Origin of the sequence: Kribbella sandramycini (assembly GCF_013131805.1) — a bacterium.
GTDB classification, from domain to species: domain Bacteria; phylum Actinomycetota; class Actinomycetes; order Propionibacteriales; family Kribbellaceae; genus Kribbella; species Kribbella sandramycini.
The window spans coordinates 1,136,134-1,161,540 of record NZ_JABJRC010000001.1 but is presented as its reverse complement, the minus strand read 5'-3'; the positions used below and the strand labels follow the sequence as shown (position 1 = coordinate 1,161,540).

Genomic DNA, 25,407 nt, shown 5'->3' with positions numbered 1-25,407 from the left:
GCGTTCTCGATCGGCCCGGCGTCACGCCGGGATTGGTTGCGACAGCAGGTTCGTGACCGCAGCGCGCTGTTCCGCCAAGGCTGCCAGAGCGGCCTCGGCGGCAGCGCGTACGTCTTTGGGGCCCGCCTCCTCGGGGCCGAGCAGCGCGGTGAAAGCGCCGGCCGCCACCCGGTTGGAGTCGCGAACCGCTTCCGGGGACGCGCCGGCCGTCGAGGTCATGACTCCCGAGAAGAGGAAGTTGACCGCCTGCGTCTGGTCGGCGACCGTCCAATCCGTCCTGGCCAGCAGGTTCGTGCGCCAGATCGGCAGGATCCGGCGCACCAGTGCGTCCGGTCCGAGCGCGTCCAGCAGCGTGGCCGAGCGAACGTCGGTCGTCAGCACGCCGAGCAGTTCGGCGTCGTTGCTGCGCAGGGCGTCGACATAGGGATGTGCCCGGGCCAGGTCGAGCAGGGCTGGGCACAGCCGGGAGGGCCGGATCAGCTCGTGGTCACCGGCGAGCAGCTCGGCCAGCTCGCCCGCCAGGTCGAGGAAGTCCCGGCAGACGAGATCCAGCAGCAGATCTTCCTTGGTCTTCCAGTACAGGTAGACCGTTCCCTTGCCGGTGTGTCCCTTGCGTGCCACCTCCGCGATCGTCACACCCTTGCTGCCGCGGGCCATCAGTAGTTCTCCCGCGGCAGCGAGGAGCCGCTCGGCCTTAGGCGGCAGAGTGCCGGGGACGGTGGACAACCTGTGGCTCCTCGTGGTGATGACGTGAACCGCCCAGGACTTCGTCCAGGATGTCCGCGCTCTTGTAGGTGATGACGCCTTCGACGTGGAACATCTTATCGATCAGGCGGCGGCCGAGCCGCGTTTTGCCGAGGGTGGGAAGGGCGCGGCGGAGCAGGATCTGCAGCCAGTTGTCCGCGACGAAGAAGCCCCGATCCTCGTAGGCGTTGGTCTGGTAGAAGGTGGTGTACGGCCGCAGGCCTTGCTCCCAGTCGGTGAGAACGCCTTCGAGGTCGTCGGGCCGCTGCTCGAGCATGGTGCCCAGTAGGTCGGCGCCCGCGATCGCTGCGGAGACGCCCATTCCGGCGTACAAGGTCACGCACCAGGCGGAGTCTCCGAGCAGCACCACTCGGCCCTGGTGCCAGGTGTCCATCTTCACCTGTTCCGCCGAGTCGAAGATGGCGTTGTCGCTGGCCTCCAGGTTGTCCAGCACGTCGGCCAGGACCTCAGGGGCCCGCTCGCCGAACGCGGCGCGCACGCTCTCGATCGCCGGCCGGGACCGCTCGGCGTCCACGTCGTCGGTCCGATAGGTCAGCAGGATGGTGGGATCGTGGTCGGCGAATGCGTACACCCACATCGAGCGATTCGGCTCCAGGAAGGTCGCGCCCACGCCGGGCGCCAGACCGGACGGCGTACCGGCGTATTCATAGGCCGCGATCATGTACCCCATCCGGTGAACGAACTTCTCATGCGGGCCGAATACCAGTGAGCGCACGGTCGAGCGGAGTCCGTCGGCTCCGACGACCAGATCGAAACGCTCGGTCGTGGAAATGCCGGTGACTTTGTTGAGCAGCGTCACGTCCACACCGTCGGCGTCCTGCTCGATGGCGGTCGGCACGGTTGCGTAACGGATCTCGACATCGTCGGGCAATGCTGTGAAGGCGGCCTGTTCCACATCGCTGCGCAGCAACAGCCACGGCTGCCCGGGCAGGTCGGCGTAGTTCAGGCCCGGTCGCTGCTTGCCGCTGCGGTCGATGTCGACGCCCTGTTGCAGGGACTTCCGGTCGTGCATGTGATCGAGCAGGCCCAGTCGCTCGGCCGCCAGGCGGCCGGCGCCGAACAGGGCGACGAAGTAGCCGCCCAGTCGCCGGGCCGGCGCCCGCTCGATGATCACCGGCTGCCACCCCGCCAGCCGCAGCCGCCGGGCCGTCGCCATCCCACTGATACCCATACCCACCACGAGGACTCGCCTCGGTTCGTTGGTCTCCATGGAACCAGCATACTGACCCAAATGGTCAAACGGTCAGTTCGGGTCGGATCGGCAGGTGATCTGGCCCACGTCGCCTACTCGACGAAGATCGCCATCGACGGGCAAGAGTTCGACACCTCCGGCGACCTGCATCTGGGTGACCAGGTCGGCGACGAGTTCACGTCCGGCCGCGGTGCTCCGTACTCGGTGTGTACACCGAGTACGCTCCGGCGCCGTGGTCCACTCAGGTTAGGAATGAGACTCCTGGCCTCGTGCTGTCACAGAACGGCCGGGTGTTCGCTCTTTGCTGGTGACGAAAGGACACCAGATGTCAACGCTTCTCGTGACCGGCGGTACCGGCTTCCTCGGCCGGCCGACGGTCGACCGGCTTCGCGCGGCAGGTCATACCGTCCGGGTTCTCAGCCGGCGGTCCGGACAGGGCTTGGTGACGGGCGACTTGACCACCGGGCGGGGGCTGCGCGCGGCCGCTGCCGGCGTTGACACGGTCGTCCACCTGGCCACGTCGCAGGGCCGCAAGGACGTCGTACAGACCCAGAACCTGCTCGGCGCCGTGCCGCCGTCGACGCACGTGCTCTACATGTCGATCGTCGGAGCTGACCGGATCCCGCTGCCGTACTACCGCTACAAGGTGGCCGCCGAGCGATTGGTCGAGTCCCGCGAGGCATTCACGATTCTGCGAGCCACGCAGTTCCACACGCTGCTCGACACCGTGTTCAGTCTGAAAGCCCCGGTCATTGTTGCGCCGGCGGTCACTCTGCAGCCGATCGCGGTGGAGGATGTCGCGATCCGGCTGACCGAGTTGGCCGGCGGTCCCGCTGCCGGTCGGGTGCCGGATGTCGGTGGGCCGGAGCGGGAGTGGTTGCCCGACCTCGCCCGCGCCTGGAAGGCCGCGCACTCCGCGCATCGTCCGGTGCTGCCAGTGCGTGCCCCAGGCAAGCTCTTCCGCGCCTTCGCCGACGGCGCCGCGCTCGTCGACGGGCCGCCGTACGGGACCGCCACGTTCGCCGACCATCTCGGAGGGAAATCATGAGAGGTTATGCGCGGACCGTGGTGGCGGTTCTCGGAGTGTTCGACCTGATCATCGCCGGGTGGATGACAATGTTCCCCGCTAGCTTCTACGCGCTGCCCACGCTCGACTGGACACCGCCCTACAGCGAGCACCTGATGCGCGACGTCGGCGGCGGGCGGCTCGCCACCGGCATCATGCTGACCGCCGCGGCGATCACCTTCGACCTGCTACTGGTCAGAGTGGGCCTGCTGGCCTACACGGCGTACGCCTCGGTGCATCTGATCTTCCACGCCGGACATCTCAACCACCACGAGCCGGCCAAATCCGTCGAACTGGTCGTCCTGTTCTCGCTCTTCGTCCTGTTCCCGCTCGCCGCCTTGATCGCTACCTGGACCGAAAGGAGATCGTCATGAGTCTTGTGAAGAAGGTTCTGTTCGGCGCCGTGCTGAGCGCAGTCGCGGCAGGTGGCTTCCTGTTGCCGTCGGCAACCACAGCCGATGCGTACCGGCCCTGCGGAACCTGCCCGCCGGACTGGTTCACCGCCACCCATCCGTAACGCTTCCGATGGGCCGGCAGCGTGCGGGGAGGGCAGCTGTCAGGGCAGCAGCTGGGCGCGTAGCGAATCCATGTCCATCAAACTCCGGATGGTCTTGAAGCGACCTTCTTCGACCTCGTAGAAGGCCATTTCAGCGAACGTGACCCTTGCCCCATTGGGTTTGAGGCCGAGCCACTCCTGGACGGGCGTACCAGCCATCGTGAAGCGCACCGCTATCCGGTTTCCGTCGATGAGCAGGTCCTCGACCTTCCACGAGAGGTCCGGCACGGCGGCGATGTTTCCCCGGAACCCGGCGATCAGGTCGTCGCGCGCGATCGACATACCGTTGAAGTTGACGATGTCGTGAATGCATTCGTCCAGACGATCGAAATCGTAGGAACTCACCAGGTCCAGATAGCGCTGGTAGAAGTCATGAAGCTGCTGACCCGGTTCCACTGTGGATGACGTCATCCACGTACTGTGCCTCGCCGCCGAGGGCCATGGGTAGGAATTTCAGTCCTGGTCCTGGCCTATTTCATGCAACCCCAGCTGATCGCCACGTCTCATACGGTCAGATCGCTCAGTGGTCGGCTTTCCAGTCGTCGGCGGCTTCGGACATGGTTTTGAAGGGGAGATCGAGCTCCTTGGCGCGGTGGATGAAGTTCTCGACGGTGCGTAGCTTGCTGGCGCGGCCGATGGCGGCCGGGTGCCAGACTCCGGTGAGTGTTCCGCCGGGGACGTGTTCGGTCATGAAGTCGAGGTCGTCGATCCAGCGTTGGCCGAGGGCAACGATGTCGGTGTTCGCGGGGAGCAGGAGGCCGGGTGTCATCACGAACTCGAGGAGGACGAAGTCGATGATTGTGCCCAGCGGTATTTCGACGAGGTCGAGCTCGCGGCCGAACTGGACAGGATTCTCGGTGTCGATGACGTCGGCGGCGCGGCAGCGGTACATCCCGTAGTCGCTGCCCCACAAGCTGCTGTCGTAGCTGAAGCCGTACTCGACCAGCAGCTCGGTCGTCTTGGGTGACAGATCGGCGGCCGGCGACCGGTAGCCCGTGGGTGTCACGCCGAGGACCCGGTCGAGCGCTTCGAGGCCGCGCTCGATCATGCGCCGCTCGGCAGGCTCTTCCAGGTTCGTCGGTACTTCGTGGGCGTAGCCGTGATGGCCGATCTCGTGACCCGAATCGCGGATCCGCTTGCAGATGTCCGGATAGGCGTCCGCATCCATACCCGGGATGAACCAGGTGGACTTGACTCCTTCGCGGTCGAGCAGATCCAGGATTCGCGGTGTCGCGACCGTGGCGGCGAACTCACCCCTGGAGATGTAGGTCGGTGATGACAGGCCGAGCATGCCCACCCAGAACGAGATGGCGTCCAGATCGAAACTCAGACAGACGGACGCGTCCCGCACATGCGAATCGGACATCTCCAGTCCCTGCTTTCTCTTGATCCACCCGGTGTTTTCCGGCGTAGGCTAAAAGTTGCGCTGTTCCGTTCGATAGGAATCGCATTCCTCCTCTTGGTGCCGCTGCGGCTGATATCCAGTGAGCAATCCCTGACCCCATTGGAACGAGGCGTGGAGTGAATCCTCAGCTACATCGCGATGCGTACGGCGTGCCCCACCTGCAGGCGGGCGATCCGCTCGCCCTCGTTCACCTCCAAGGCGCGACCACCGCGCGCGACCGCGCCTGGCAACTCGAGTACGCCCGGCACCACTTCAACGGGACGACCGCCGCTTTCCTCGGCCCGGACGCCGTGCCGTGGGACACCTTCGCCCGGCAGGCTCGGATCGCCGACACCGCTCGGCTGTGCTTCGGGGCCCTGGACCCTGCGACGGCCGAGTGGGTGACGGCGTACGTCGCCGGAGTGAACTCAGCGCTTCCGACGGCCGAGGCTCCGGAGTTCGTGGAGACTGGGCTCACACCCGGGAAGTGGGAGCCGTGGACGCCGCTGGGCATCTGGCTCGCCATGCACATCCTGTTCGCGGGCTTCCCCGGGAAGCTGTGGCGGACGCATGTCGCGCAACGGTTGGGCGAGGAGTACCTCGAGCTCTTCACGGCGGAGGGCCCGACGGCGTCCGGGAGTAACGGCTGGCTGGTTCCCGGGTCCTGGACCTCGACCGGGCAACCGATCATTGCTGGTGATCCGCACCGCTTCGTGGAGCATCCCGGCGTCTATCAGCAGATCCGGCTCGCCTGCCCGGAGTACGACGTACTGGGGCTGGCCGTGCCAGGGATTCCGGGGCTTGCGCACTTCGGTCATACGGGCAAGGTGGCGTGGGCGATCACCAACTCCGCTGCCGACTACCAGGACCTGTACGCCGAACAACTCCGCCGGACCGGCTCCTCCGTCGAAGCACTCGGCCCTTCCGGCTGGGCGCCGGCGACACTGCACACCGAAGTCGTCGAAGCTGCCGGAGCAGACCCGGTGACGATCGAGGTGATCGAGACCGAGCGCGGCCCGGTCATCATCGACCAGGCCGGCCAGACCGTCAGCCTGCGCCATCCGCCGCGCGTCCTGCATCGGCTCGGCTTCGAGGTACTTCCCCGGTTGCTGCAGGCAACGACCGTCGCGGACGTCGACGCCGCCTTGGCGGACTGGGTCGAGCCGGTCAACGTGGTGATGGCGGCCGACACCGACGGAGGGCTGCTGCATCGCGTCGCCGGCGCGGTGCCGCGGCGCGATCGGGCGAACATGCTCCGTGTCGTCCCGGCTTGGGATGCCACCTTCGCCTGGGACGGTTGGATGCCGATGCCGAGCGAAGAGGTCACCGGCCCGATCTCAATGGGAAACGCCCGCGAGATCTCCGCGCCACTCGGAGTCGAGTTCGCGCCGCCGCATCGGACCCGACGCATCCGTGAGCTACTGCTCGAGCGGTCCGACTGGTCCGTCGACGAGATGGCGACCATCCACTCCGACACCTACCTCGCCTCGGTCGGCAGCATTCTCGACCTTCTGCTGGGACTACTAGGTTTGTCCCCCGAAGCCGTTGTCGTGCGCAAAGAGCTCTTCGCCTGGGACCGTCGGATGGATGCCACCAGCACCACCGCGTCGACGTACGTCGCGCTCCGGAAGGCCATCGCCGGCCGGTTCGCCGACCGCTTCAGCACCCTCGAGAGCTCCGACACCCCGGAACTCTTCGCGCCGTTCATGGACGTCTACACCCGTACCACCTACGCCCTGGAGAACCTGCTCGCCTCCGCCGACCTTGACGTCGTACCGATCGTCCGGGCGGCCCTGGAAGAGGTAGCCGCCGCCGAGCCGCGCCCACCCTGGGGCGAAACCCACCAGCTCACTCCGTACCACCCGCTGCGTACGCCGCTCTTCACACCGGCCGAGAACCCGATCGACCTGCCCCTCGGCGGCGACCGGGACTGCGTGCAGTCGACCACGAGCATCCCCGGCCCGACCGACCTCTGTCTCCAAGCCTCCGCGGCCCGCTACGCCTGGGACCTCGCCGACCGCTCCGCCAGCTCCTGGGTGGTACCGCTCGGCGCCTCCGGCATCCAAGGCACACCCCACCATCACGACCAGCTTCCGCTCTGGCTGGCCGGCCACCTGATCCCCGTCATCTAGGCCCCGATGCCCGTCGATGCCCGGAGGTGCGCGATCCGAGCGATACGAAGTGATGTGACATGGCCCACAGTCGCGCGCAATCTGAGAGGTGCTGCAGTTCTCGCGGCGAATAAGAGGGGTGTGCCGGACATGAAGAAACCCAGGACACCGTTGTGGCCTGGGTTGTTGTGCGCCGCCAGGGACTCGAACCCCGAACCCGCTGATTAAGAGTCAGCTGCTCTGCCAATTGAGCTAGCGGCGCTTGTTGTTCTGTTGTTTTGCTTGCGAACGACGAGAAGACTAGCAGGGTCTTTGGGGAGATGTGAAATCGGTTAGCGGGTCAGGATGGACATGGCGGCGTTGTGGCCGCCGAGGCCGGAGACGGCGCCGCCGCGGCGGGCGCCGGAGCCGCAGAGGAGGAGGTTGGGGGTGTCGGTTTCGGTGCCCCAGAGGTTGGGGGCGGTGGGGGTGGGGGACCAGGGCCATTGGAGGTCGCCGTGGAAGATGTGGCCGCCGGGCATGCCGATGGAGTTCTCGATGTCCTGAGGGGTTTTGGACTCGATGCAGAGGTTGCCGTCGGCGTCGCGGGCGATGCAGTCGGCGAGGGGTTCGGCGAGGTAGGAGTCGAGGCCTGCGAGGACGCGGCGGGTGGCTTCGGCGCGGGCGGAGTCGTTGTCGGCGGCAAACAAGCGGGCGGGGAAGTGGACGCCGAAGACGGTCAGGGTGTGGTGGCCGGAGGCGATCAGCTCGGGGGAGAGGATCGAGGGGTCGGTGAGGGAGTGGCAGTAGACCTCGGACGGCGGTACGTCGGGGAGCGCGCCGGCAGCTGCGGTGCGGTACGCGGACTCGAGTTGGCTGTAGTCCTCGTCGATGTGGAAGGTGCCGGCGAAGGCACGGGTGGGGTCGTCGCCGGAGCGCAGGGCGGGCAGCCGGGAGAGGAGGAGGTTGACCTTGAGTTGGGAGCCTTCTGGCTTCGCAGCGACGTCGCGGCCGCGCAACGCGTCCAGAGTCGCCGGAGCGACGTTGGAGAGTACGTACTTGCAGTCAACTGATCGCTCTCCGTCGCCGCCGAGCCAGGTGACCGAGCCGCGGACGCCGTCCACCTCGACGGCGGTCACTGCGGCGTTGGTGATCAGTACGGCGCCCGCACGGCGCGCAGCGGCGGCCAGTGCGTCGGTGACGGCGCCCATGCCGCCGACCGGTACCCGCCACTCGCCGGTGCCGTTGCCGATGAGGTGGTAGAGGAAGCAGCGGTTCTGAATGAGGGACTCGTCGTGCAGGCCGGCGAAGGTGCCGATCACGGCGTCCGTCGCGACGACGCCACGGACGGTGTCGTCGCTGAAACGGCGTTCGACGGACTCACCGAAGGGGCGCTCGACCAGCTCGTCCCACAGGGCGGGGTCGACGCGCGACCGCAGGCTGTCGGCTGACTGCAGCGGTTCGAGCAGAGTGGGTGCGATGACTGCGGCCAGCTCGCCTACGGCGCCGTAGAACTCCGTCCAGGCGTCGTACTCCTTGTCGCTGCCGGTGAGGCGGGCGAAGGACTCGCGGGTCGCAGAGCCCTCGGGCCGGTCGACCATGAGGCCCAGATCGCGACCAGAACGGCGTACGGGCGTGTACGACGCGACGCCACGCGAACGGAGCTCCAGTGACAGGCCCAGGTCGGAGACGATCTTGTCGGGCAGCAGACTGACCAGATACGAGTAGCGGGACAGACGGGCGTCGACGCCGCGGAACACCTGCTGGCTGACCGCTGCGCCGCCGGTGTGCGGCTGCTGCTCGAGTACGAGCGTGGACAGGCCTGCCTGTGCCAAGTAGGTGGCGGCGACGAGGCCGTTGTGCCCGCCGCCGACGATCACGACGTCGTAGAAGTTCATCTCAGACCGGCCAATCGAGCTTGGTGTACGCGGCGTCCCAGAACATCCACTCGTAGCGACAAGTGGTCGCGAAGTGCTGGTGACAGCGTTCCCGCTCCGAGGCCCCTACGTCCAGCCCATCTGTGACGGCCAGCACCGACTCCACGACGGCGTCGAACTCCTCCGAACCGTAGGTCTCGATCCACTGCCGGTAGACGGGGTCAGGTGACGAGCGCTTCAGTAGGTCGCGGCCGACGTCGCGGTAGATCCAGTAGCAGGGCAGTACGGCGGCCACGGCCTCGGCGTACGTGCCAGTAGCGCAGACCGCGGTCAGATACGACATGTACGCCGTAGTGGTCGGCTTGGACCCGGCTGCGTCCACATCGGCCGCGGTGAGGCCCAGGGAGGTCAGAAGCGTGGTGTGCAGCTCCCGCTCGACCGCAATGGCGTTGGCGGCGTGCAGAGCGAACATGCTCACCGCGTCCTCGTCCGTCGCCCGGGCCGAGACCAGACTGAGCGCACGGGAGTAGGCCCGCAGATAGTGACTGTCCTGAACGATGAAGTAACGGAACGCAGCGTGATCCAGCGTGCCGTCAGTCAGTCCGGTAATGAACGGATGTCGGACAATCTGGTTGTAAACAGTCGCCCCGCCGCGATCCCACAGCTCACCGGAAAAGGTCATGTCATGATCCCTACCATGAATCATGTGCAGCCACTGCCGGAGTCGCCGTTGTTGCGACGGATTCGCGCTTCGGTGATCGGTGACGACCAGGTGATGCCCGGGCCGTACGGGCCGCGCCGGGTCACGTACGCCGACTACACGGCGTCCGGGCGCGCTCTGACCTTCCTGGAGGACTTCATCCGGGAGGAGGTCCTGCCGCGGTACGCGAACACCCACACCGAGTCGAGCGGCACAGGCCTGCAGACAACCCGGCTGCGGGAGGATGCGCGGCGCATCATCCACCAGAGCGTCGGCGGCGACGACGAGACCGCAGTCATCTTCTGCGGCTCCGGCGCGACCGGTGCGATCGACAAACTGATCGGTTGCCTCGGTCTGCGCATTCCGGCCCAGCTGGACGACGAGTACCACCTGACCGACCAGATCCCGCCGGAGCAGCGGCCGGTTGTCTTCATCGGCCCGTACGAGCACCACTCGAACGAGCTGCCCTGGCGTGAGTCCATCGCCGACGTGGTGATGATCAGCCAGGACGCCGATGGGCACATCGACATCCCGCAGCTGGAGGAGCGCCTGGTCGAGTACGCCGATCGCCCGCTCAAGATCGGCTCGTTCTCCGCGGCCAGCAACGTCACCGGCATCGTCAGCAACACGCATCGGGTGTCCGCCCTGCTGCACCGCCACGGCGCCCTCTCCTTCTGGGACTTCGCCGCCGCCGCGCCGTACATCGAGATCGACATGTACGGCGGCCGCGACGCCGACCCGCTGTCGTACAAGGACGCGATCTTCCTCAGCCCGCACAAGCTGATCGGCGGCCCGGGCACTCCGGGTGTGCTGGTCGCCCGCAGGGAGCTGCTGACCAACCGCGTGCCCGACGTCCCCGGCGGCGGCACTGTCGCCTACGTGAACCCGACGGAGCACGCCTACCTGGAGGACCCGGTGCACCGCGAGGAGGGCGGCACTCCGGACATCATCGGGTCGATCCGGGCCGGTCTGGCCTTCCAGCTCAAGCAGGCGGTCGGGATCGACGTCATCCGCGCCCACGAGGACGCGTACCTACGGCGTGCGGTCGCGGCCTGGCAGGACGAGCCGAACATCCAGATCCTCGGCAACGTGGACGCGGAGCGGCTGTCGATCGTCTCCTTCGTGGTGAAGGCGCCGTCCGGCCGCTACCTGCACCACAACTTCGTGGTCGCGCTGCTGAACGACCTGTTCGGTATCCAGTCCCGCGGCGGCTGTTCGTGCGCCGGCCCGTACGGGCACGCCCTGCTCGGCATCGACCTGGAGCGCTCCAACGAGTTCGCCGAGGAGATCCTGCACGGCTGCGAGGGCATCAAACCCGGCTGGGTCCGCGTCAACTTCAACTACTTCATCTCGGACGCCGTTTTCGAGTACGTCGTCGCCGCGGTCAAACTGGTCGCCCAGGACGGCTGGCGCCTGCTCGCCGACTACCGCTTCGACCCGGCGACCGGCCTCTGGCGGCACTACCGCGGGGCCAGCGAGCCGCCGCTGCGCCTGTCCCAGGTCGGCTACGACTCCGACGGCAAACTCCGCTACCCCCGCCACGACTCCACAGCCCCGGAGTCGATCCTGGCGGAGTACCTCGCCGAGGCCCGCGAGCTCCTGTCGACCAGCCAGGAGCCGGCCGATCTCGAGGCCACCGTCAACGCCGACTTCGACCACCTGCGCTGGTTCGACCTCCCCTCCCGCTGCCTCACCTGACAGCAGAACGGCGCCGGCCAGGCCTGGCCGGCGCCGCTCCCGGCGAGGCTCACCGCTTGGGTGTTCCCTGCCCTTTCGGCGGCGCCGGGAACTTCCACGCGGTGTCGTCGGCCAGCTTGGTGAGCTGCGCGACGGTCAGGATCGGGAGCGGCCGAGTGGCCTTCGACCCCTTCTCCTCGACGGCGTTGTAGCTGGTCACCGAGATGAACCGGCCGCCCTTACGGGTGATTTCGACGAAGCTTGTGAGGACTCCGTCCACGTTCCGGCCCTTCGGATACTCGGGCGCGGGCTGCTGCGCCCGGATCGTCGAACCGTCTGCCCGGACGCTGCAGCCCGGCACGTCCTTGCAGGTGGGATGCCCTCCGTTGGAGAGCATGACCTGCACCTGTGATCCGCCCTTGCCGTCGTCGACGACGTACGACGCGCCGAGGTACCCCTCGGCCGCGCTGCCCCAGGTATCCGCAGCGGTCAGCTTGCCCTTGCCCTTCAGCAGCGTACGCAAGGTCTTCAGCGTCGGGTCGTTGAGCTGCACCGGCGGCTGCGCGCCGTCACCGGGCTCTTCGGTGGTCGAGACGAACGGCGCCGGCGGCGTAGGTGAGGACGGCGTACTGGGCGTCGGACTGCTGGCCAGCGCACCGGCCGGCTGCGCGCCATTCGGCTGCCCGACGACGTGGACCGCGCCGGCGACGACCGCCACCGTGGCCGCCACTGCCGCCACGCCGGCCGCCGAAGCCAGCGCCGTACGCCGACGCCGCAACCGCAGCCCCTGCAGCACCGACCGCTCGACCAGATCGGCGGACTCCGGCTCCAGCCCGTCAGTCGCCCGGTGCATCAATTCCGGGAGGTTGTTCACGAATTTCTCCTTCATAGCGCGGTCAGATGGACGGCGTCGTCACCCAGCACCACACGCAACCGCTCCAGCGCTCGCGCCGTGCGGGTGGTGATCGCACTGGGTTTCTTGCCGAGATCGAGCGCGACCTGCTCAACGCTGCGATCTTCGAAGTACCGCAGCACCAGCACAGCCCGATCCAACGGCGCCAGCTCACCCAGAGCCCCCTGCAACGCGACCCGCAGCGCGACATCGCCCACCGCGCCCGCCTGCTCGGGCAGTGCACTCGTCGGCCGCTCCGACCAGCTTCGGCGCCGCCGCTGCGACACGAAGATCCGCGCCAGCGCCGTCCGCGCGTAGGCCTCCGGCGTCTCCACCCGGCTCCACACCTTCAGCATGTTCGCCAAGGTCTCCTGCACCAGGTCCTCGGCGTGGTGCCGGTCCCCGGTCAGCAGCCACGCCGTCCGGTACAACCCGCCCACCCCGGCCCGAGCGAACTCCTCGAACTCGCCGATCCCCTTCATCCACCCTCCGCCCAGTAGCTCACACCCCCTAGACGCACCCACCCCCGCGGCTCGTCACACCCCACCCCACAAAACCACCCCCAGGGAGCACACCTGGCAGGATGGGCCCGTGAATGGAAGCTCCTGGTTCGCCTACGCGGTAGTAGTCACGACCACCTTCGTCGTCGGACTGCTCGCCTTCACCATCTGGGTCCTGAGCCTGGTCTTCTGACCGAGCCACAGCAGAAGGCGGCGCCGCACGGAGTCACCCGCACGGCGCCGCCCCACTCACTCACTCAGCAGGTCCGGCCCCCCAACCGCCCTGGCCCCGAAGGCACCCGACACCCGTCCCCACCAGCCGACCCGCCGCCTCCACCGCTGCCACGACTACCGCCACCTCCACCGCCGACACCGCCGCCGACGCGACCGCCACCGGAGTTCCGCAGGAGATGGTCACCGATGTCGAAGTAGAGAAGTGGCCCGAGCGACGGGCGCTTCTTCTGATGGGCGCCGGCCACCAGCGAGCCGTAGAGCCCAGCTCCGTAGAAGCTCCAGTTCCATCGCTTGTAGAGCGCTGCCGCCTCGAAATGGCGGACGGTTTCCAGGTGTCCGTCGATGATGTTCTGCCTGATTTGTGGCGTGGAGTACGAGCCGATCGGATAGTAGTCCTCGAACCTCATCACCCGGTCGTAGGCGTCGTCTGCGTTCTGGCTCGCCTTACTTGCCGCGGTTCCGGTGCGAGCTCCGCCAACTCCGGTGACCACGCCGAGCATGTCGAACCCAGCCTTGTCCCACTCACCGTTCACCGCGTTCTCGACCGCGCTGGTGCCGGAGAATCCGGTAGCGAGCATCCCGAGAACTCGGCAGGTCGGGCAGACGAGGCTCCCGAATGCTGCGACCTTCTTGCCGCCTTCATAGATCTTGCCGGCGCCTCGCCACGCTTGGCTCAGCCCATCGCCGGCTCGTGACCATCCGTTGTTCATGGCTTCGTCGTTGCCAGTGGCCCATCCTGCGGCACCCCTGACGCTGCCTTCGACAGTCTTGTATGCGCCGACGGCGACATCGACGACTCCCTCCCCGATTTCGCGTACCCCGTCGAGGGCTTCGGTCGCGAGCGCCGCGCCGGCGTTGGCAATGTCGGTCACGCCTTCCCAAATATCGTCGAAGAACATGCCGGTGGGGTCGGAGTAGGTTACTGGGTTGTTGTTGGAGTAGGTGTAGCCGTGCATTTGTTGGGGGTCGGAGGCGTCCATGATCGGGTCGACCGAGAGGAATCGGCCTTGGGCGGGGTCGTAGTAGCGGGCTCCGATCATGGTTAGGCCGGTGGAGGAGTCGTTGGTGCCGCCTACGAAGCCTTTTTCGCCGGGGAAGGTGATGGTGGGGCCTCGGGTGCCGCCGAAGGGGGTTTGGCGGCGGCGGGTGGTTTTCATGGTGGTGCGGTCTACTGCCAGGTCGAGGGTGGCTTGGTGGTCGGCGGCGAGCCAGGTGAGGCCGGAGGCGGTGCGGGAGGCCACGGTGGTCTTGCCGTGTTTGTAGAAGCGGGTGGAGGTCAGCGAGCCGGTTTTGGTGTTCAGGCTGAGCTCTTGGGCGCCTAGGTACAGCGTTGTCGTACCGGGCTCGCGGCGCAGCATCCGCCCGCCACCGGCCCAGTAGGCGAACTCGGTCACCGCGGTGCCTGAGGTGACCTTGGCGAGTTCGCCCTCGGTGTCCCAGGCCAACGTCTGGGATTTGCCTGCCACGGTCCTGGTTGTGGTGTTGCCGGCTTCGTCGTAGCTGAAGGTGTCGGTCGGCGCGCCAGACTGGCTGATCGACGCGACCTGGTGCGAACCGGGCCGGACCGGGGTGTAGGTCCGCGTGGTGTTCCCGGCGGGCGCGTGCTGCACCTCGCTGGTTCGGTTACCGACCTTGTCGTAACCGAACGAGTGCCAGTACGGCGCCGGCCCGGCCAATCCCTCCACCGTCGGCGTCGCGGCGCAGTCCGTGCCGGGGGTCCACGCCTCGGTCAGTCGCCGCAGGTGGTCGTACTGGAAGCACTGGACGTCGGCCGGCTGGTCGAGCGTGCGGTCCGCGATCGAGGTGATGTTGCCTGCCGGGTCGTAGTCGTAGCGGACGTCGGACTGCATCGGCCGATACACCTCGGTATCGAAGATCGTCCGCTGCACGCGCCGGGTGTCGTCGGTGTAGTAATACGACTGCCACGCCCGGCCGCCGAGCACCTCCGGGTCACCCAGCAGGATGCGTTCCACCTCGCCGTAGCGGGTGTAGAGCGTTTCGCCGACGTACGGCACGGTGGTGCCCGAAAGCCCGCCGGTGGTGGTCAGCGGCCGCCCGGCCGCGTCGTACCCGTAGCTGACCGTTTCTGCGGGCAGGTCGCCTGCTGCCGGGTAGATCGTGCTCGCCAGGCTGCCGTCGACGTTGTAGATGGACGACGAGGTGTAGCTGCCGGCCAGCTTGCCCTCTGCCTCCGGGATGATCACGGTCGCGGTGAGCGGTTTGCCCAGCGCGTCGTAGTTGCTGATCCGGCTGACATAGGCGGAACCGTTCAGGTACCGCGTCGAGGAGGCGATCTGTCCCTTGCCCTTGTAGGCGGTGTCGTACGTCCATTCGGACCGCTTGACGCCGCCGACCTGGCCGTCGTACTCGGCGGTCTGCCGGCCGAGCGGATCGTAGGTGAAGGCGTGCGTGCTGCCGCGGGCGTCGGTCGTGGTGAGCACCTGCCCGCTGTCGTCGAAGGTCTTGGTGACCAAACCCTTGTCCGGGTCGTCCACCCGGATCTTGTGACCGCGAAGGTCGTAGCCGTACCGCCAGACGTTGCCGGCCGGGTCCTTCACCGTCTCCAGTTGGCCGGCCTTGGCGTAGGTGTAGAACGTGCTGTCGTATCCGGTTCCATTCTGCGTACGCCGCTCGATCGGGCGACCGCGCGCGTCACTGATCGTCGTCGTGGCGGTGCCACCGGGCGGTGGCGTCTGGTGCACCCGGTCGCCGCCGTACCTCATGGTGGTACGCCACTTCTCGACACCGAAACCGAAGGTGACGGTCGCGATCTCCCGGCCGGCGCCGTCGAACTCGGTCACGGTGTGACTGGCCACCTGGTTGTCGGCGGCCACCCAGAGCTTGTCGTCCACCGCGCTGCTGTTGTAGTACGGCGCCGTCTTCTTGTACGCCCGGCCGAGCCGGTCGTAGCGGACGTCGGTGAGCAGTCTGCCGCCACCGGGCACCGGTATCTGCTTCTGCCGCTCGCGATAGTGGCCGTCGTAAAGGGTCGTGACAGTGACCCGGTTGTCGTTCGGCCCGAGGGTGCCGGCGGTGACCGTGCTCAGCTTGGTCCTGCTGATCGTGTAGGTGTACTTCTGGCTGGCGGACTCCGTTGCGCGGTTGCGGTTCGGCAACCACACAGAGGTCGTCCTGCCCAGCGGATCGAGCTCTGTCTCCGTCACTCGCTGGTTCGCATCCACCGACTTCGTAGTGGCGCCCCAAGCAGGGTCGTGCGACGTGACAACCGTGTGTCCCTTGGCGTTGGTCACCACGGTCTGGGTGAGTGGGCCGGCGCCGGACGGGGTGTACTCCGTCTTGGTCACTCGCCCGATGGCGTCGGCCGAGGTGAGCACGCGACCGAGCCCGTCATAGGTGCTGGTTCCCGCGGTGAAGTAGACCGGCGCCTGCTGCGTGCGGCTCTTCAGCTGCTCGATCTTGGTGATGTTTCCGCGGAGGTCGCGGGTGTTCCGCACGTCGCTGATCGCGTCCTCGGGGAACGCGGCGGCAGCAGAGCATCGGACTCCGACGGTCTCCACCCGGGACGGGAAGTCGATCAGCCACTGGCCGGCGTCCCGCTCGTAGGTGGTCCGGGTACACCGATCGTCGGCGGCCGTGGCGAGATCGCCGAGGTCATCGACCTTGACCGGCAGGCCGTATCCGTCGTGCTCGGTGACCTGCTTGGTGACGCGCCGCCCGCCGGCGGCGAGCGTGGTGTAGGTCTCCTGGGTCTCGGTGGTGACCACGTAGGCCTTGAGCGACCCCCTGGTTGCGGTCGGCCCCTGGTACCGCGGCCAGCTCACCTGCTTGCTGACCGTCGCGCCGCCGACCCCGTTGTAGGTAGTCGATTCCACCGGCTGGCCGGCGAGCCAGTCGTGGTCGACTCGGATGCCGTTCTCCGAGTCGGCGACCGACTCGGACTTGGTGCCGCCGTCCGGTCCGGCGCGGTCACCGTGCATTCCCCGATAGAACCGGAGTTCGGTCAGGCTGGGCGGACCGGAGGGGTTGTCGGTCTCGCCAGAGCGGATGCGGACCCGCCCGTACCCGCGGAACTCGTTCCAGGTCTTGTCGTCCGCGGCGACGAACTCGGAGGTGTCGTAGTGCCAGGCAGCTCCGCCGAGGTACTCGTAATAGGTGGTCTGCTCGGGGTTCGTGCCCTTCAGGTCCATCGTGGAGACGTGGCCGACCACGTACTTGTGGAAATGGTCGGTACGTTCGGCGTGCTGGTCCTGGTTCCAGCTCACCGGATAACAGCGCTTCGTGTTGGTCTCCGGTTTGTACGGCAGCGAGGACGCCGTACAGTCCGGCTCGGCGTAGGTCACCGCGACCACCCCGCCGGCCTCGGACACGACCGCCGTGATGCGGTACCGGTTGAGGGGGCCGACGCCGTCCATTCGTTCCACCCGGTTGGGGAACTTCGTGCCTTCGAAGGTGACCGCCGGCAGCGTCGCCGTACCACCGACGTGACCGGTGTGCTCGATGCTCTTGAGCCACAACGAGGCTTTGTAGCCGTCGCCGGGATCAGGGAAGCTCTGCGTCAGCTGCCAGCTGTCCACCGGGGTGTAGCCGGCTCCCCGGCGTACGCTCGTGGTGATCTTCGACAGCTTCTTGGTCGTCCAGAACGTCGGGCTGTGCTTGTCCTTACAGGTCGACGACACGCAGCGGTCGCGCAATGGGGTATCCGGCCAGTTGCCGCGCTTGCTGAAGGTGCATTCGTCGTCGGCCAGGCCGGGTATGCAGCGGTCGTCCAGCTCGAAGTCGACCCGCGCACCGGCCTGGACCCCGCCGTCGTTCGCCCGCAGGCCGTACTCGGCGCGGCGCAGGAAGCCGCCGCGCACGTAGGAGACGGCGTCGTCCTGCTTGTTCTTGCCGTAGGAGTTGGTCTCCTTCTCGTAGGTGTAGAGGATCATGTTGCCGTTGCGGTCGATGACCTTGTCCAGGTTCCACCGCCAGGCCTGGGTGCACGACGAGGACGCGAAGGTGCTGTCGTGACAAGGCTCGCCGGTGTCGTCGCCGAACACCGGCACGGTCCAGGTGGACTCCGCCACGCCGCGCGACCCGTAGAAGTACTGGGTGCCGTCGACCGTGGTGATCTTCCAGTACTCACCGTTGTCGTCCCCGTTCACGGCGCCGGTCAGCCGCTCGACCTTGGCGCCGTCATCGGCTTTCGGCCGCCAGGTTCCGGTGTCGGAGTCCCGGATCAGCATCCCGCCGCCGCCGTTGTAACTCGCGGTCGCGTTGTCCGACTTCCAGCACCGGTCGCCGGTGCCCTCCGGCGGCGTGTAGTCGCCCTTGTCGTCCTGACACAAGGCGTAGGTGCGTTCCACGAACCCTGGCGACAGGTCCCAGCCCTCGCCGACCCAGGAGGACTGGTTGTTCGTCGCGCTGTTGCGTCCGTCGACTCCGGACGACGCGTAGCTGAGCGCCAGTTTGGGATTCAGCCCGCCGGCCGACGGCGGCACCCGCAGCGGGTAGGACCAGGTGAAGTCACCGGTCCGCGCGGCGACCTCCCAGGTTGCCGAAGGCGACAGCGGGGTGGCCGTATGCGCACCGCCGCCCGCCGGCGCCTCGGTGTCGGACTGGGGACCGCTCAGCTCCGCCGCAGTCGCGGAGTCGGTCGGCCGCGTCCCCATGGTCTGCTCGCTGACAGACGTCGACGGAACTTGTGGCAGCGGTACCGACGGTCCGCCGTCGGCGAAAGCTACCGGTGTGACCTGGACTTCGAGCAGCGTCGCAACCAGCACCAGTACGACGCCGGTAGCGACCACACGCAGTGGGTTTCTCATCTCGTTCCCCCTCACTCAGTTCTCGGTCGGTTCGACGCCACCGGGCGGCACGGCCAGCAAGTAGCCGAGCTGATCGGTTACCTGCCGTCCCTCACAGGCATCGTCGACAGAGAGGAACTTCTCTGTGCCTGCGCTGCACCGGAATACCGCGCGGCCGACGAGGTCCTCGGGCACGTTGTCGGTGAACAGTCGGCCCTGTCCGCCGAGAGGTACGGCGCCGTCGCAGCTCAGGGACAGGTGCTGGTCGATCCCGGTCCGGCAGCTGAGTACGTCGGCCTGCCCGTCCGCTGCGGACAGCGGCAGATAGCCCTGCAGCTCATCGACTCGGTAGCCCGGCGGCGTACCGTCCACCGTGGACCAGTGGTCGCGTTCGACGCCGTTGTCGTGGTCGCCGGCCGGATTGAGGTAGCGCACCATCGGCGCGTAGCCGAGCGCATAGCCGAGCACCAGCTCCTTCTCCTGTCCCTCACAGGAGTCCCATCGCGAGTCGAAATGCACACCGGCCTTCTTGCACCGATTGATCGGCACCGTGCTGACTCCGGCCGGTGGGCTGATGTACACCAGACCGATCTCTCCGACCAGCGGATACTGGCCGTTTGCGCAGGTCGGGTCGTCGGTGGTGACCACGGTGATGTCGACTCGGCAGCCGTACAGCATCTTGGTATTGGGCGCACCGGCCGGCGCCGGCATGCCGAGGCTGGACTCGAACCGGTAGCCGGCGGGCGGAGCGTCGGTACTCGCGGTCTGCCAGGTTCCCGCCGCGTTGACGTAGCGGCCGAGCTGACCGGCCGGGGCCGGTGCCCAGGCTGCATTGGCCGCGATCTCAGCGCCGGACAGGACGCCCTGCCCCACCTGCACCTCGTCGACGAGTCCGGTGAAGTAGTCCGCCGGTTGACCGTTCACTTTGCCGCGGCCGATCGACAGCTTGTCCATCGCATCCCACAGCGTCACACCGTCCTGATGTCCTTGCAGTACGCCGTTGACGTACAACCGCAGCTGGGCCGCCGCGTGGTCGTACACCCCGGCGAGGTGCACCCACTCGTTCACCGCTGCGGGCTGGTTGGACACCACGAGCAGTGGTTCGGCATTGTCCGCGTCCCGGTCGAACGCCATGAACGCCCAGTTCTTCGCCGCCGGCCGGTACTGCAGCGCGAACCCGTGGTTGCGCACTCCGTCCTGGCTGACCACGGTGGCCGGCTTCGCGCCCGGATTGGTCAGCTTCACCCACGCGGAGGCGGTGAAGCTGTCCCTGGTACTCACTCCGAACGCGCCGGAGGCATGTGCCCCGGCGGACGCCAGCCGGAGCGCCTTGCCATCGACTCCGCCGTCCTCGATGGTGGCGCCGGTCAGCGTCAGGTCGACTCCGCCGCGCGAGTAGTCCCGGGCGGTGCCGTCGTTGAACCGCCAGCTGTCCCGAACCGACCCCGGCGGAGCGTCGTGCAGAGTACGTGCCTCTGATGCGGTGATCGCTTTCGCATAGGCCCGCACGTCGTCGAGTCCGCCCTTGAAGAACTCGCCGGGAGCGCCGTTCACCGTGGCCCGGCCGACGATGAGATTGCCGCTGGCAACCACTGCTCGATCCGCTGTCAGCTTGGCCGCGGACACGGTCCCGTTGAGGTACAACCACAGCTGATTGGTGGCCGGGTTGTAGCTGGCCGCCAGATGCGTCCACTCGTCCGTACGGACCGGGACGGTGGAGTAGACCGTGGTCACTGCTCCGCCCGCATCGACCGAGGCAGCCCAACGGTCCTTCGCCTTGTCGTAGAACACCTTCATCGCGTTACCGGTGTCGCCTTGCAGCGAGGCTGCGGTCCGGTTGACCGTCTTGTCCTGCAGATTGGCCCATCCGGAGACGGAGAAGGCCGCCGCGGTTTCCAGTAGCGGGCCGCTGGACGACGCCTCGTCGTCACCGGACAGCCACAACGCCGAACCGTCCCGGCCGGGCCGCCACTCCGGCGTACCGGCGAGCGTGAGCGCTCTCTCCTTGTCGGACGAGTCCAGCTCGTTGTCGTCGAGTTTCCAATGCCCAGCCACGGTTTCCGCGAGACCGGGACCGGTGTCCCCGGTCAGGTAGGAGTTGTGCAGCCCGGAGACCCGGCTGTGGTTCAGCGCGCCGAAATACAGTCGCGGGTCGTCCACAGCGCCGCGGAAGTGCTCGGCAGGCGATCCGTTGATCTTGCCGCGGCCGATCTGTACGCCGCCGTTGCCGCCGGTCGTCGGATGCGTCCAGGGGGTGTTCATGTCGGCCTGGGCGACCCGCATTCCGTTGACGTACAACCAGATCCGGTTACTCGGCTGGTCGTACACACCGACCAGATGCACCCACTTGTTGACCTCGGCGGCGGTCACCGTCAACGCCGCCGCGGTCGCCACGTCGTCCCGATCGGCCTTCGGCAGCTCGAACAGCCACTCGCCGCAGGGCATGAACGGATCGTCGATGCAGACGGTTCCGTTGTTCTCGTCAGTGCGGTGACCGAGCCGGAACTTGCTGGTGTTGACGCCGTCCACGCTGACTGCGGTCATCGTGGAGCTTCCGTCCCGGTAGCCGTCCAGATAGACCCATGCCGAGACCGTGAAGCTCTTGTCGGTCCGCAGACCGGTCAGTGCCGCGGTGCCCGCCGAGTCGTCCACTCCGTCCAGCTTGATCGCATTGCCCGACTTGCCCGGGATGAAGGTCGCGCCGCCGCGCACCGTGCCGCCGAGGCCAGCTGTGCTGTCCGCCGCGGTCAGTCCGCCGGACTCGTTCAACGGCCAGCTGTGTCGCAGCCTGAGGTCCCGGCCCGCCATCGTGGCGATCTCTTCGGAGAACAGTTCCCGGGCGTAGACCTCGACGTCATCGATGGCGCCGGTGAAGTACTGGTCGCGCTGTCCGGCGTACTTGCGCGCGCCGATGATCAGCGGCCCTGAGCTGGACGACGGCGCGGCCACCGCGATCGTGCCCTCGAGCGACCCGTTCACGTAGAGGTCGACCTTGCCCGGATCCCTGCTGTACACCCCGGCCAGATGGGTCCAATGCCCGACCTGGACCGCCGGGCCGAACGCTCTGGAGATCGCTCCGGTGGTGCTGTAGCGAGTGATCGTCCACCGGGTGATGTTCTTCGAGTCCGGCGTCGCGTCCAGGCTGAACGTCGAATTCGTGCTGCCGTCCTGGGAGACCGCGACCTGGGCGCTGCCGGCCTTGTCGAGCTTCGCCCAGGCGACCACCGCGAAGCTGTCGCCGGCGTTGAGTGTCGTCGGAGCCTCGAGATACTGCTTCTGCGCGCCGTCGAGCTTGACCGCGAGGTCGGAAGCGTCCGGAGCGTCCGACTGCCCAGCGGTCCAGATGGGCGGGCTGATGCCCTTCGTGGTTCCGCCGGGCTCGGCGTTCCCGTCCAGCTTCCAGTGGCCGACCGTCGCCTTCCCGACCGCGAGCAGGCCCGTCACCTCGGCGCCGGAGATCGCGCGGTGGTACACCCGGACGTCATCGAGCTTTCCGGACCACGGAGCGGCGTACGTACCGCCCGCCATCATCCGGCCGATCTGGAATGCGCCGGTGGCGTTCCAGGTCGCAGCCGGACGGGTCACCGTGGTCGCCTTGCCGTTGACGTACAAGGACATCCGGCCCGTGGCCGCGTCGTACACGGCCACCAGATGGCGCCACTCCGATGCGGTCTTGGGGAGCGCCGCAGAGGACACCGTGTCCTTCGCCGGACCCGTTGTATCGGTGCGGGGCATGGTGAACGTGTAGCGCCCGTCGTCCTGGTGGCTGACGACGAAGCCGGACTCCGAGGCGCCGTCCTGGCTGAGTGCCGCTTGGGTGGTCGAAATCTTGTTCGTGCTCAGCCAGGCGGACACCGAGAAGCTCTGGTCGGTGCGCAGCTGCGGAGCGTTCGGCGTCGCGTGGTCGTCCACACCGTCGAGCCGCAGGTAGCCGCGATCCACGGGTTGCTCGTCGCCGAAGCTCGCGCCCAGGTTCAGGACTGCGTCGTCACCGCCGATCACCTCGTTGTTCGCGGTGGTGCCGGCCGTCTCGTCGAACGGCCAGTGCGCGGCCTGGACGTTGTCCTGGCGCAGCAGCGCCTGCGCTTCGGCAGTGGTCAGGGATCGGTCCCAGATCTTCACCTCATCGACGTCACCGGCGAAGGGACCGACCGCGAACTCTCCTGCGGAGTGCCACCGCACATTGTGGGTGACCGCCGGCGACTCGGCGCCGTTGACGAACAGAGTCATCGCGCCGCCGTCACCCTTGCTGTTGACGGTGTACCGCGCGGTCACGTGGGTCCATCCGGCCGCTGCGACCGGCCCGGTCAGCTTGTCCACCGCCGCTGTCAGGCTGTCCGACTGCGGCATCGCGAACACCCAGCGGCCGTTCTCCACGCCGACCCGGAACCCGTGCGTGGCGCTACCGGACTGGCTGAGCACTGTCTGCGCAACGGCCGGATCAGCCGGCTTGACCCAGGCCGAGACCGTGAATGAGCTGTCCGTGCGGACCAGGTTCTTGACCGGGTTGACGGGATCGCGCTTGGCCCAGGCAGTCATCTTGCCGTCGGCACCCAGCCGCAGACCGAGCCCAACCGCGCCCTCCGGATAGCTGGTGGTCCCGGACAGCACTCCGGTGGTGTCGTTCAGGGTGTCCGGCAGGTACGCGGAGTTCTTGGTTTCGTCCTCGAACGCGTAGTGCGCCAGTGCACCGTTGCCCGGGCGGACCTTGACGGCGTAGTTCCGCTCTTCGCTGGGGTTGCCCGCGCGGTCGACGCTGCGCACGAACAGCGTCATCGGCCCGTCCTTGGGCGGCGCCGTCCGCAGCGGCGCATTTCCACCCAGCCGGTCGGCGTTGATCTTTCGGAAGGCGGTCTCGCCGGTCCACCGGTACTCGAAGTGATTGATGTCGGTGACGCCGTTCGAGCCGAGGGTGAACGTGTCCGGCACCCCTTTGCCGCCGTGCCAGAGGTTGTCGCCCTCCTGATACAGCAGACCGCTCACCGTCGGTGGCTTGGCCGGCCGAGTGGCATCCACCGCGAACGCCGGCGCCGTGGCGCTCGGACCGGCCCGATCGGCCGTGTCGACGCCGTGCACCTTCCAGGTGATCGTCTTGCCGTTCTTGTCGCGCAGGTCGAGGTTGTGACCGCGGACGAGCCCGGACTTGTTCAGGCCGTGCGTCTGGATCTCGCCGCCGCCGTACTCGATCGTCCAGATGGACTTGAGCTGATCGCCATCGGGGTCGGACAGCGTCGCCTTGAGCCAGATGTCCGACTGGGCGCCGATGTAGCGCTTGTTGTTGCACCATTTGCACGGCGCCGGCAGCGGCGGATCGGTGTGCAGGTTGGTCGGCGTCCGCGGCGGGTGATTGAACTTGACCGTCAGCTTGGTCTCGCTCGCCTTGTACTTGCGCCAGTCCCACCGATGCTCGAAGTCCTCGTGATCGGCCTTGAGCATGTACGTCGACAGACCGGCCATGTTGACCGAGGAGCCGACGTCGAAGCCCAGCGGCCGGTACCCGCCGCAACCGGTGTACGAGAAGGGCGCGAGCCTGGTGTCCAGCAGCGACTGACCGTCGGGCCGCGTGTTCCAGGTGGTGCCGGAGTTGATCGACTTCGCGGCCCGCCACAGCTCGTGCCGCTGGGTCCCGTTGGAGCAGCTGGGGCTGTAGACCATCTTGGTCCGCAGCTCCGCGGACAGGATCTCGCCGGACAGCGAGCTCGTGTCGAACTGGAAGTAGGCCCGCGTGGTGTCGATGCCGTTGCAGAAGTCGAATCCGCAGTAGCCCACCTTGGCCCAGGAGTCGACGTCGTTGCCGCCATTCCAGTACGACGTGGTCGGCTTACCCGAGAACACCTTCGTCCAGCCCGCTCTGCTGAACGTCTTCCAGTCCGGGTCGATGGTGAGCGGGAACTTCGCCTGCGGATCGGCGAGGAGCGCGGCGTCCGGAACGAGCGTCAGCTTGCGCTGCGCCAGCTCCACCTGCACTCCGGCCTGCTTGCGGGTCTCGGCCGGCCGTTCCTCAGGTGCGTCCCACATGGACGGCGGGGCGGCTTCGAACATCGGCTCGCCGCGCTCGTCAATCGCTTGCAGGGCACCGGATCCGGCCTGCTTGACGCTGACGCCGTTGGTGCCCAGGCCGAAGCTGATCCGGCGCAGCGCGGGGTTCTTCGCCGCCTGCGCGTTCTTGACCACCAGCCGCTGGGCGTAGCCCCTGGCCTCCGCCCGCATCACCAGGTCGACGCCTGGCAGGACTTCCGAATACGTAGCGGTGTCGCCGCGAACCGTGGGCGCCGGCAGCTTGCCCGGCCAGGCCAGCTCGACCGATTTGGCTGCGCTACCCAGCCGCACGAGCGGTCCGGTTCCCCCTGCGGACAAAGCCAGTTCGGCCGGGACGGCGCGCGGACCGAAGGTTCCGTCCGGGCGGCGCACGAGCGTGGTGTCGACCGGATTCCAGCGTCCGGCCTGTTTGACCCGCACTGGTTCGACGTTCAGCGTGGCCACCATCGACCCGTCCGGCTGTGCGTGCACGATCCGGTCTTCGGTGGTGAGCTCGGCCACCTCCGTCGGGCCGGCCGGCGCCGTCGCCGCCGGCTGTTGTGCTGCTACGGGCAGGACGATCGCGACTTGACCGACCACGGCCATCGCTACCGCCATGGTGGTCAACGCACCCATGAATCGACGTACCCGCATCGCATCTTCCCCCAGTCCGGAACTGGACGGCGGCAGCCGTCCACGCGGCCCATGCGGC

15 protein-coding genes and 1 tRNA gene are annotated in these 25,407 nt (G+C 67.5%); 5 read left to right on the top strand and 11 right to left on the bottom strand.

What is annotated here, in order from left to right:
* Nucleotides 1-21: 21 nt before the first annotated feature.
* Together HPO96_RS05065 and HPO96_RS05060 are read right to left on the bottom strand one after the other, a co-directional pair.
* On the bottom strand, nucleotides 22-726 hold the full coding sequence (locus HPO96_RS05065; protein ID WP_202885497.1) for a TetR/AcrR family transcriptional regulator: 705 nt from the start codon (nucleotides 724-726) through the stop codon (nucleotides 22-24).
* Complete coding sequence (locus HPO96_RS05060; protein WP_171671380.1) at nucleotides 695-1,975, bottom strand: FAD-dependent monooxygenase; 1,281 nt, start codon at nucleotides 1,973-1,975, stop codon at nucleotides 695-697. The genes HPO96_RS05065 and HPO96_RS05060 overlap by 32 nt, the downstream gene beginning before the upstream one ends.
* Nucleotides 1,976-2,282: 307 nt before the next feature.
* Here HPO96_RS05060 and HPO96_RS05055 point away from each other — a divergent pair, with 307 nt between their 5' ends.
* From HPO96_RS05055 to HPO96_RS05045, 3 genes are read left to right on the top strand one after another with little or no spacing between them, the layout of a single operon-like run.
* Nucleotides 2,283-3,005 carry an SDR family oxidoreductase gene (locus HPO96_RS05055; RefSeq protein ID WP_171671379.1) on the top strand — a complete coding sequence of 241 codons (723 nt, stop codon included), beginning with the start codon at nucleotides 2,283-2,285 and terminating at the stop codon, nucleotides 3,003-3,005.
* Complete coding sequence (locus tag HPO96_RS05050) at nucleotides 3,002-3,397, top strand: hypothetical protein (protein WP_171671377.1); 396 nt, start codon at nucleotides 3,002-3,004, stop codon at nucleotides 3,395-3,397. Before HPO96_RS05055 ends, HPO96_RS05050 begins: the two co-directional genes overlap by 4 nt.
* Nucleotides 3,394-3,540 carry a hypothetical protein gene (locus HPO96_RS05045; protein ID WP_171671375.1) on the top strand — a complete coding sequence of 49 codons (147 nt, stop codon included), beginning with the start codon at nucleotides 3,394-3,396 and terminating at the stop codon, nucleotides 3,538-3,540. The genes HPO96_RS05050 and HPO96_RS05045 overlap by 4 nt, the downstream gene beginning before the upstream one ends.
* A 39-nt stretch (nucleotides 3,541-3,579) precedes the next feature.
* Here HPO96_RS05045 and HPO96_RS05040 read toward each other — a convergent pair whose 3' ends face one another.
* Both HPO96_RS05040 and HPO96_RS05035 read right to left on the bottom strand, forming a co-directional pair.
* A complete protein-coding gene (locus tag HPO96_RS05040) occupies nucleotides 3,580-3,990 on the bottom strand; it encodes an ester cyclase (protein WP_171671374.1) in 411 nt (136 codons plus the stop codon).
* A 109-nt stretch (nucleotides 3,991-4,099) separates the two neighbouring features.
* A complete protein-coding gene (locus tag HPO96_RS05035) occupies nucleotides 4,100-4,945 on the bottom strand; it encodes a polysaccharide deacetylase family protein (protein ID WP_171671372.1) in 846 nt (281 codons plus the stop codon).
* Between the two features lie 155 nt (nucleotides 4,946-5,100).
* On the opposite strand from HPO96_RS05035, the gene HPO96_RS05030 reads away from it, so the two are divergent.
* A complete protein-coding gene (locus tag HPO96_RS05030; protein ID WP_171671370.1) occupies nucleotides 5,101-7,095 on the top strand; it encodes a penicillin acylase family protein in 1,995 nt (664 codons plus the stop codon).
* A gap of 168 nt (nucleotides 7,096-7,263) precedes the next feature.
* Here the strand turns inward: HPO96_RS05030 and HPO96_RS05025 are convergent.
* The 3 genes from HPO96_RS05025 to tenA form a co-directional block, all read right to left on the bottom strand.
* Nucleotides 7,264-7,336, bottom strand: a tRNA-Lys gene (locus HPO96_RS05025).
* Nucleotides 7,337-7,406: 70 nt separating this feature from the next.
* A complete protein-coding gene (locus HPO96_RS05020; RefSeq protein ID WP_171671369.1) occupies nucleotides 7,407-8,951 on the bottom strand; it encodes a phytoene desaturase family protein in 1,545 nt (514 codons plus the stop codon).
* A gap of 1 nt (nucleotide 8,952) precedes the next feature.
* Nucleotides 8,953-9,612, bottom strand: a complete 660-nt coding sequence (gene tenA, locus HPO96_RS05015) for a thiaminase II (RefSeq protein ID WP_171671367.1) — start codon at nucleotides 9,610-9,612, stop codon at nucleotides 8,953-8,955.
* A 15-nt stretch (nucleotides 9,613-9,627) separates the two neighbouring features.
* Between tenA and HPO96_RS05010 the strand changes: the two genes are divergently transcribed.
* Entirely contained in the window at nucleotides 9,628-11,328 is a 1,701-nt protein-coding gene (locus HPO96_RS05010; RefSeq protein WP_171671366.1) for an aminotransferase class V-fold PLP-dependent enzyme, read from the top strand.
* Nucleotides 11,329-11,377: 49 nt separating this feature from the next.
* Here the strand turns inward: HPO96_RS05010 and HPO96_RS05005 are convergent, their stop codons facing one another.
* From HPO96_RS05005 to HPO96_RS04990, 4 genes are all read right to left on the bottom strand, one after another.
* Nucleotides 11,378-12,181 (bottom strand): hypothetical protein, encoded by an 804-nt coding sequence (locus HPO96_RS05005; RefSeq protein ID WP_171671364.1) that lies wholly within the window; start codon nucleotides 12,179-12,181, stop codon nucleotides 11,378-11,380.
* Between the two features lie 11 nt (nucleotides 12,182-12,192).
* Nucleotides 12,193-12,681, bottom strand: coding sequence for a SigE family RNA polymerase sigma factor (locus HPO96_RS05000; RefSeq protein WP_171671362.1), 489 nt, complete (start codon nucleotides 12,679-12,681; stop codon nucleotides 12,193-12,195).
* 275 nt (nucleotides 12,682-12,956) lie between these two features.
* The gene (locus HPO96_RS38945; protein WP_171671361.1) at nucleotides 12,957-18,698 is read right to left on the bottom strand and encodes an RHS repeat domain-containing protein; all 5,742 of its coding nucleotides are present in this window, start codon (nucleotides 18,696-18,698) and stop codon (nucleotides 12,957-12,959) included.
* A gap of 15 nt (nucleotides 18,699-18,713) precedes the next feature.
* Complete coding sequence (locus HPO96_RS04990; protein ID WP_171671359.1) at nucleotides 18,714-25,349, bottom strand: LamG-like jellyroll fold domain-containing protein; 6,636 nt, start codon at nucleotides 25,347-25,349, stop codon at nucleotides 18,714-18,716.
* Nucleotides 25,350-25,407 lie beyond the last annotated feature (58 nt).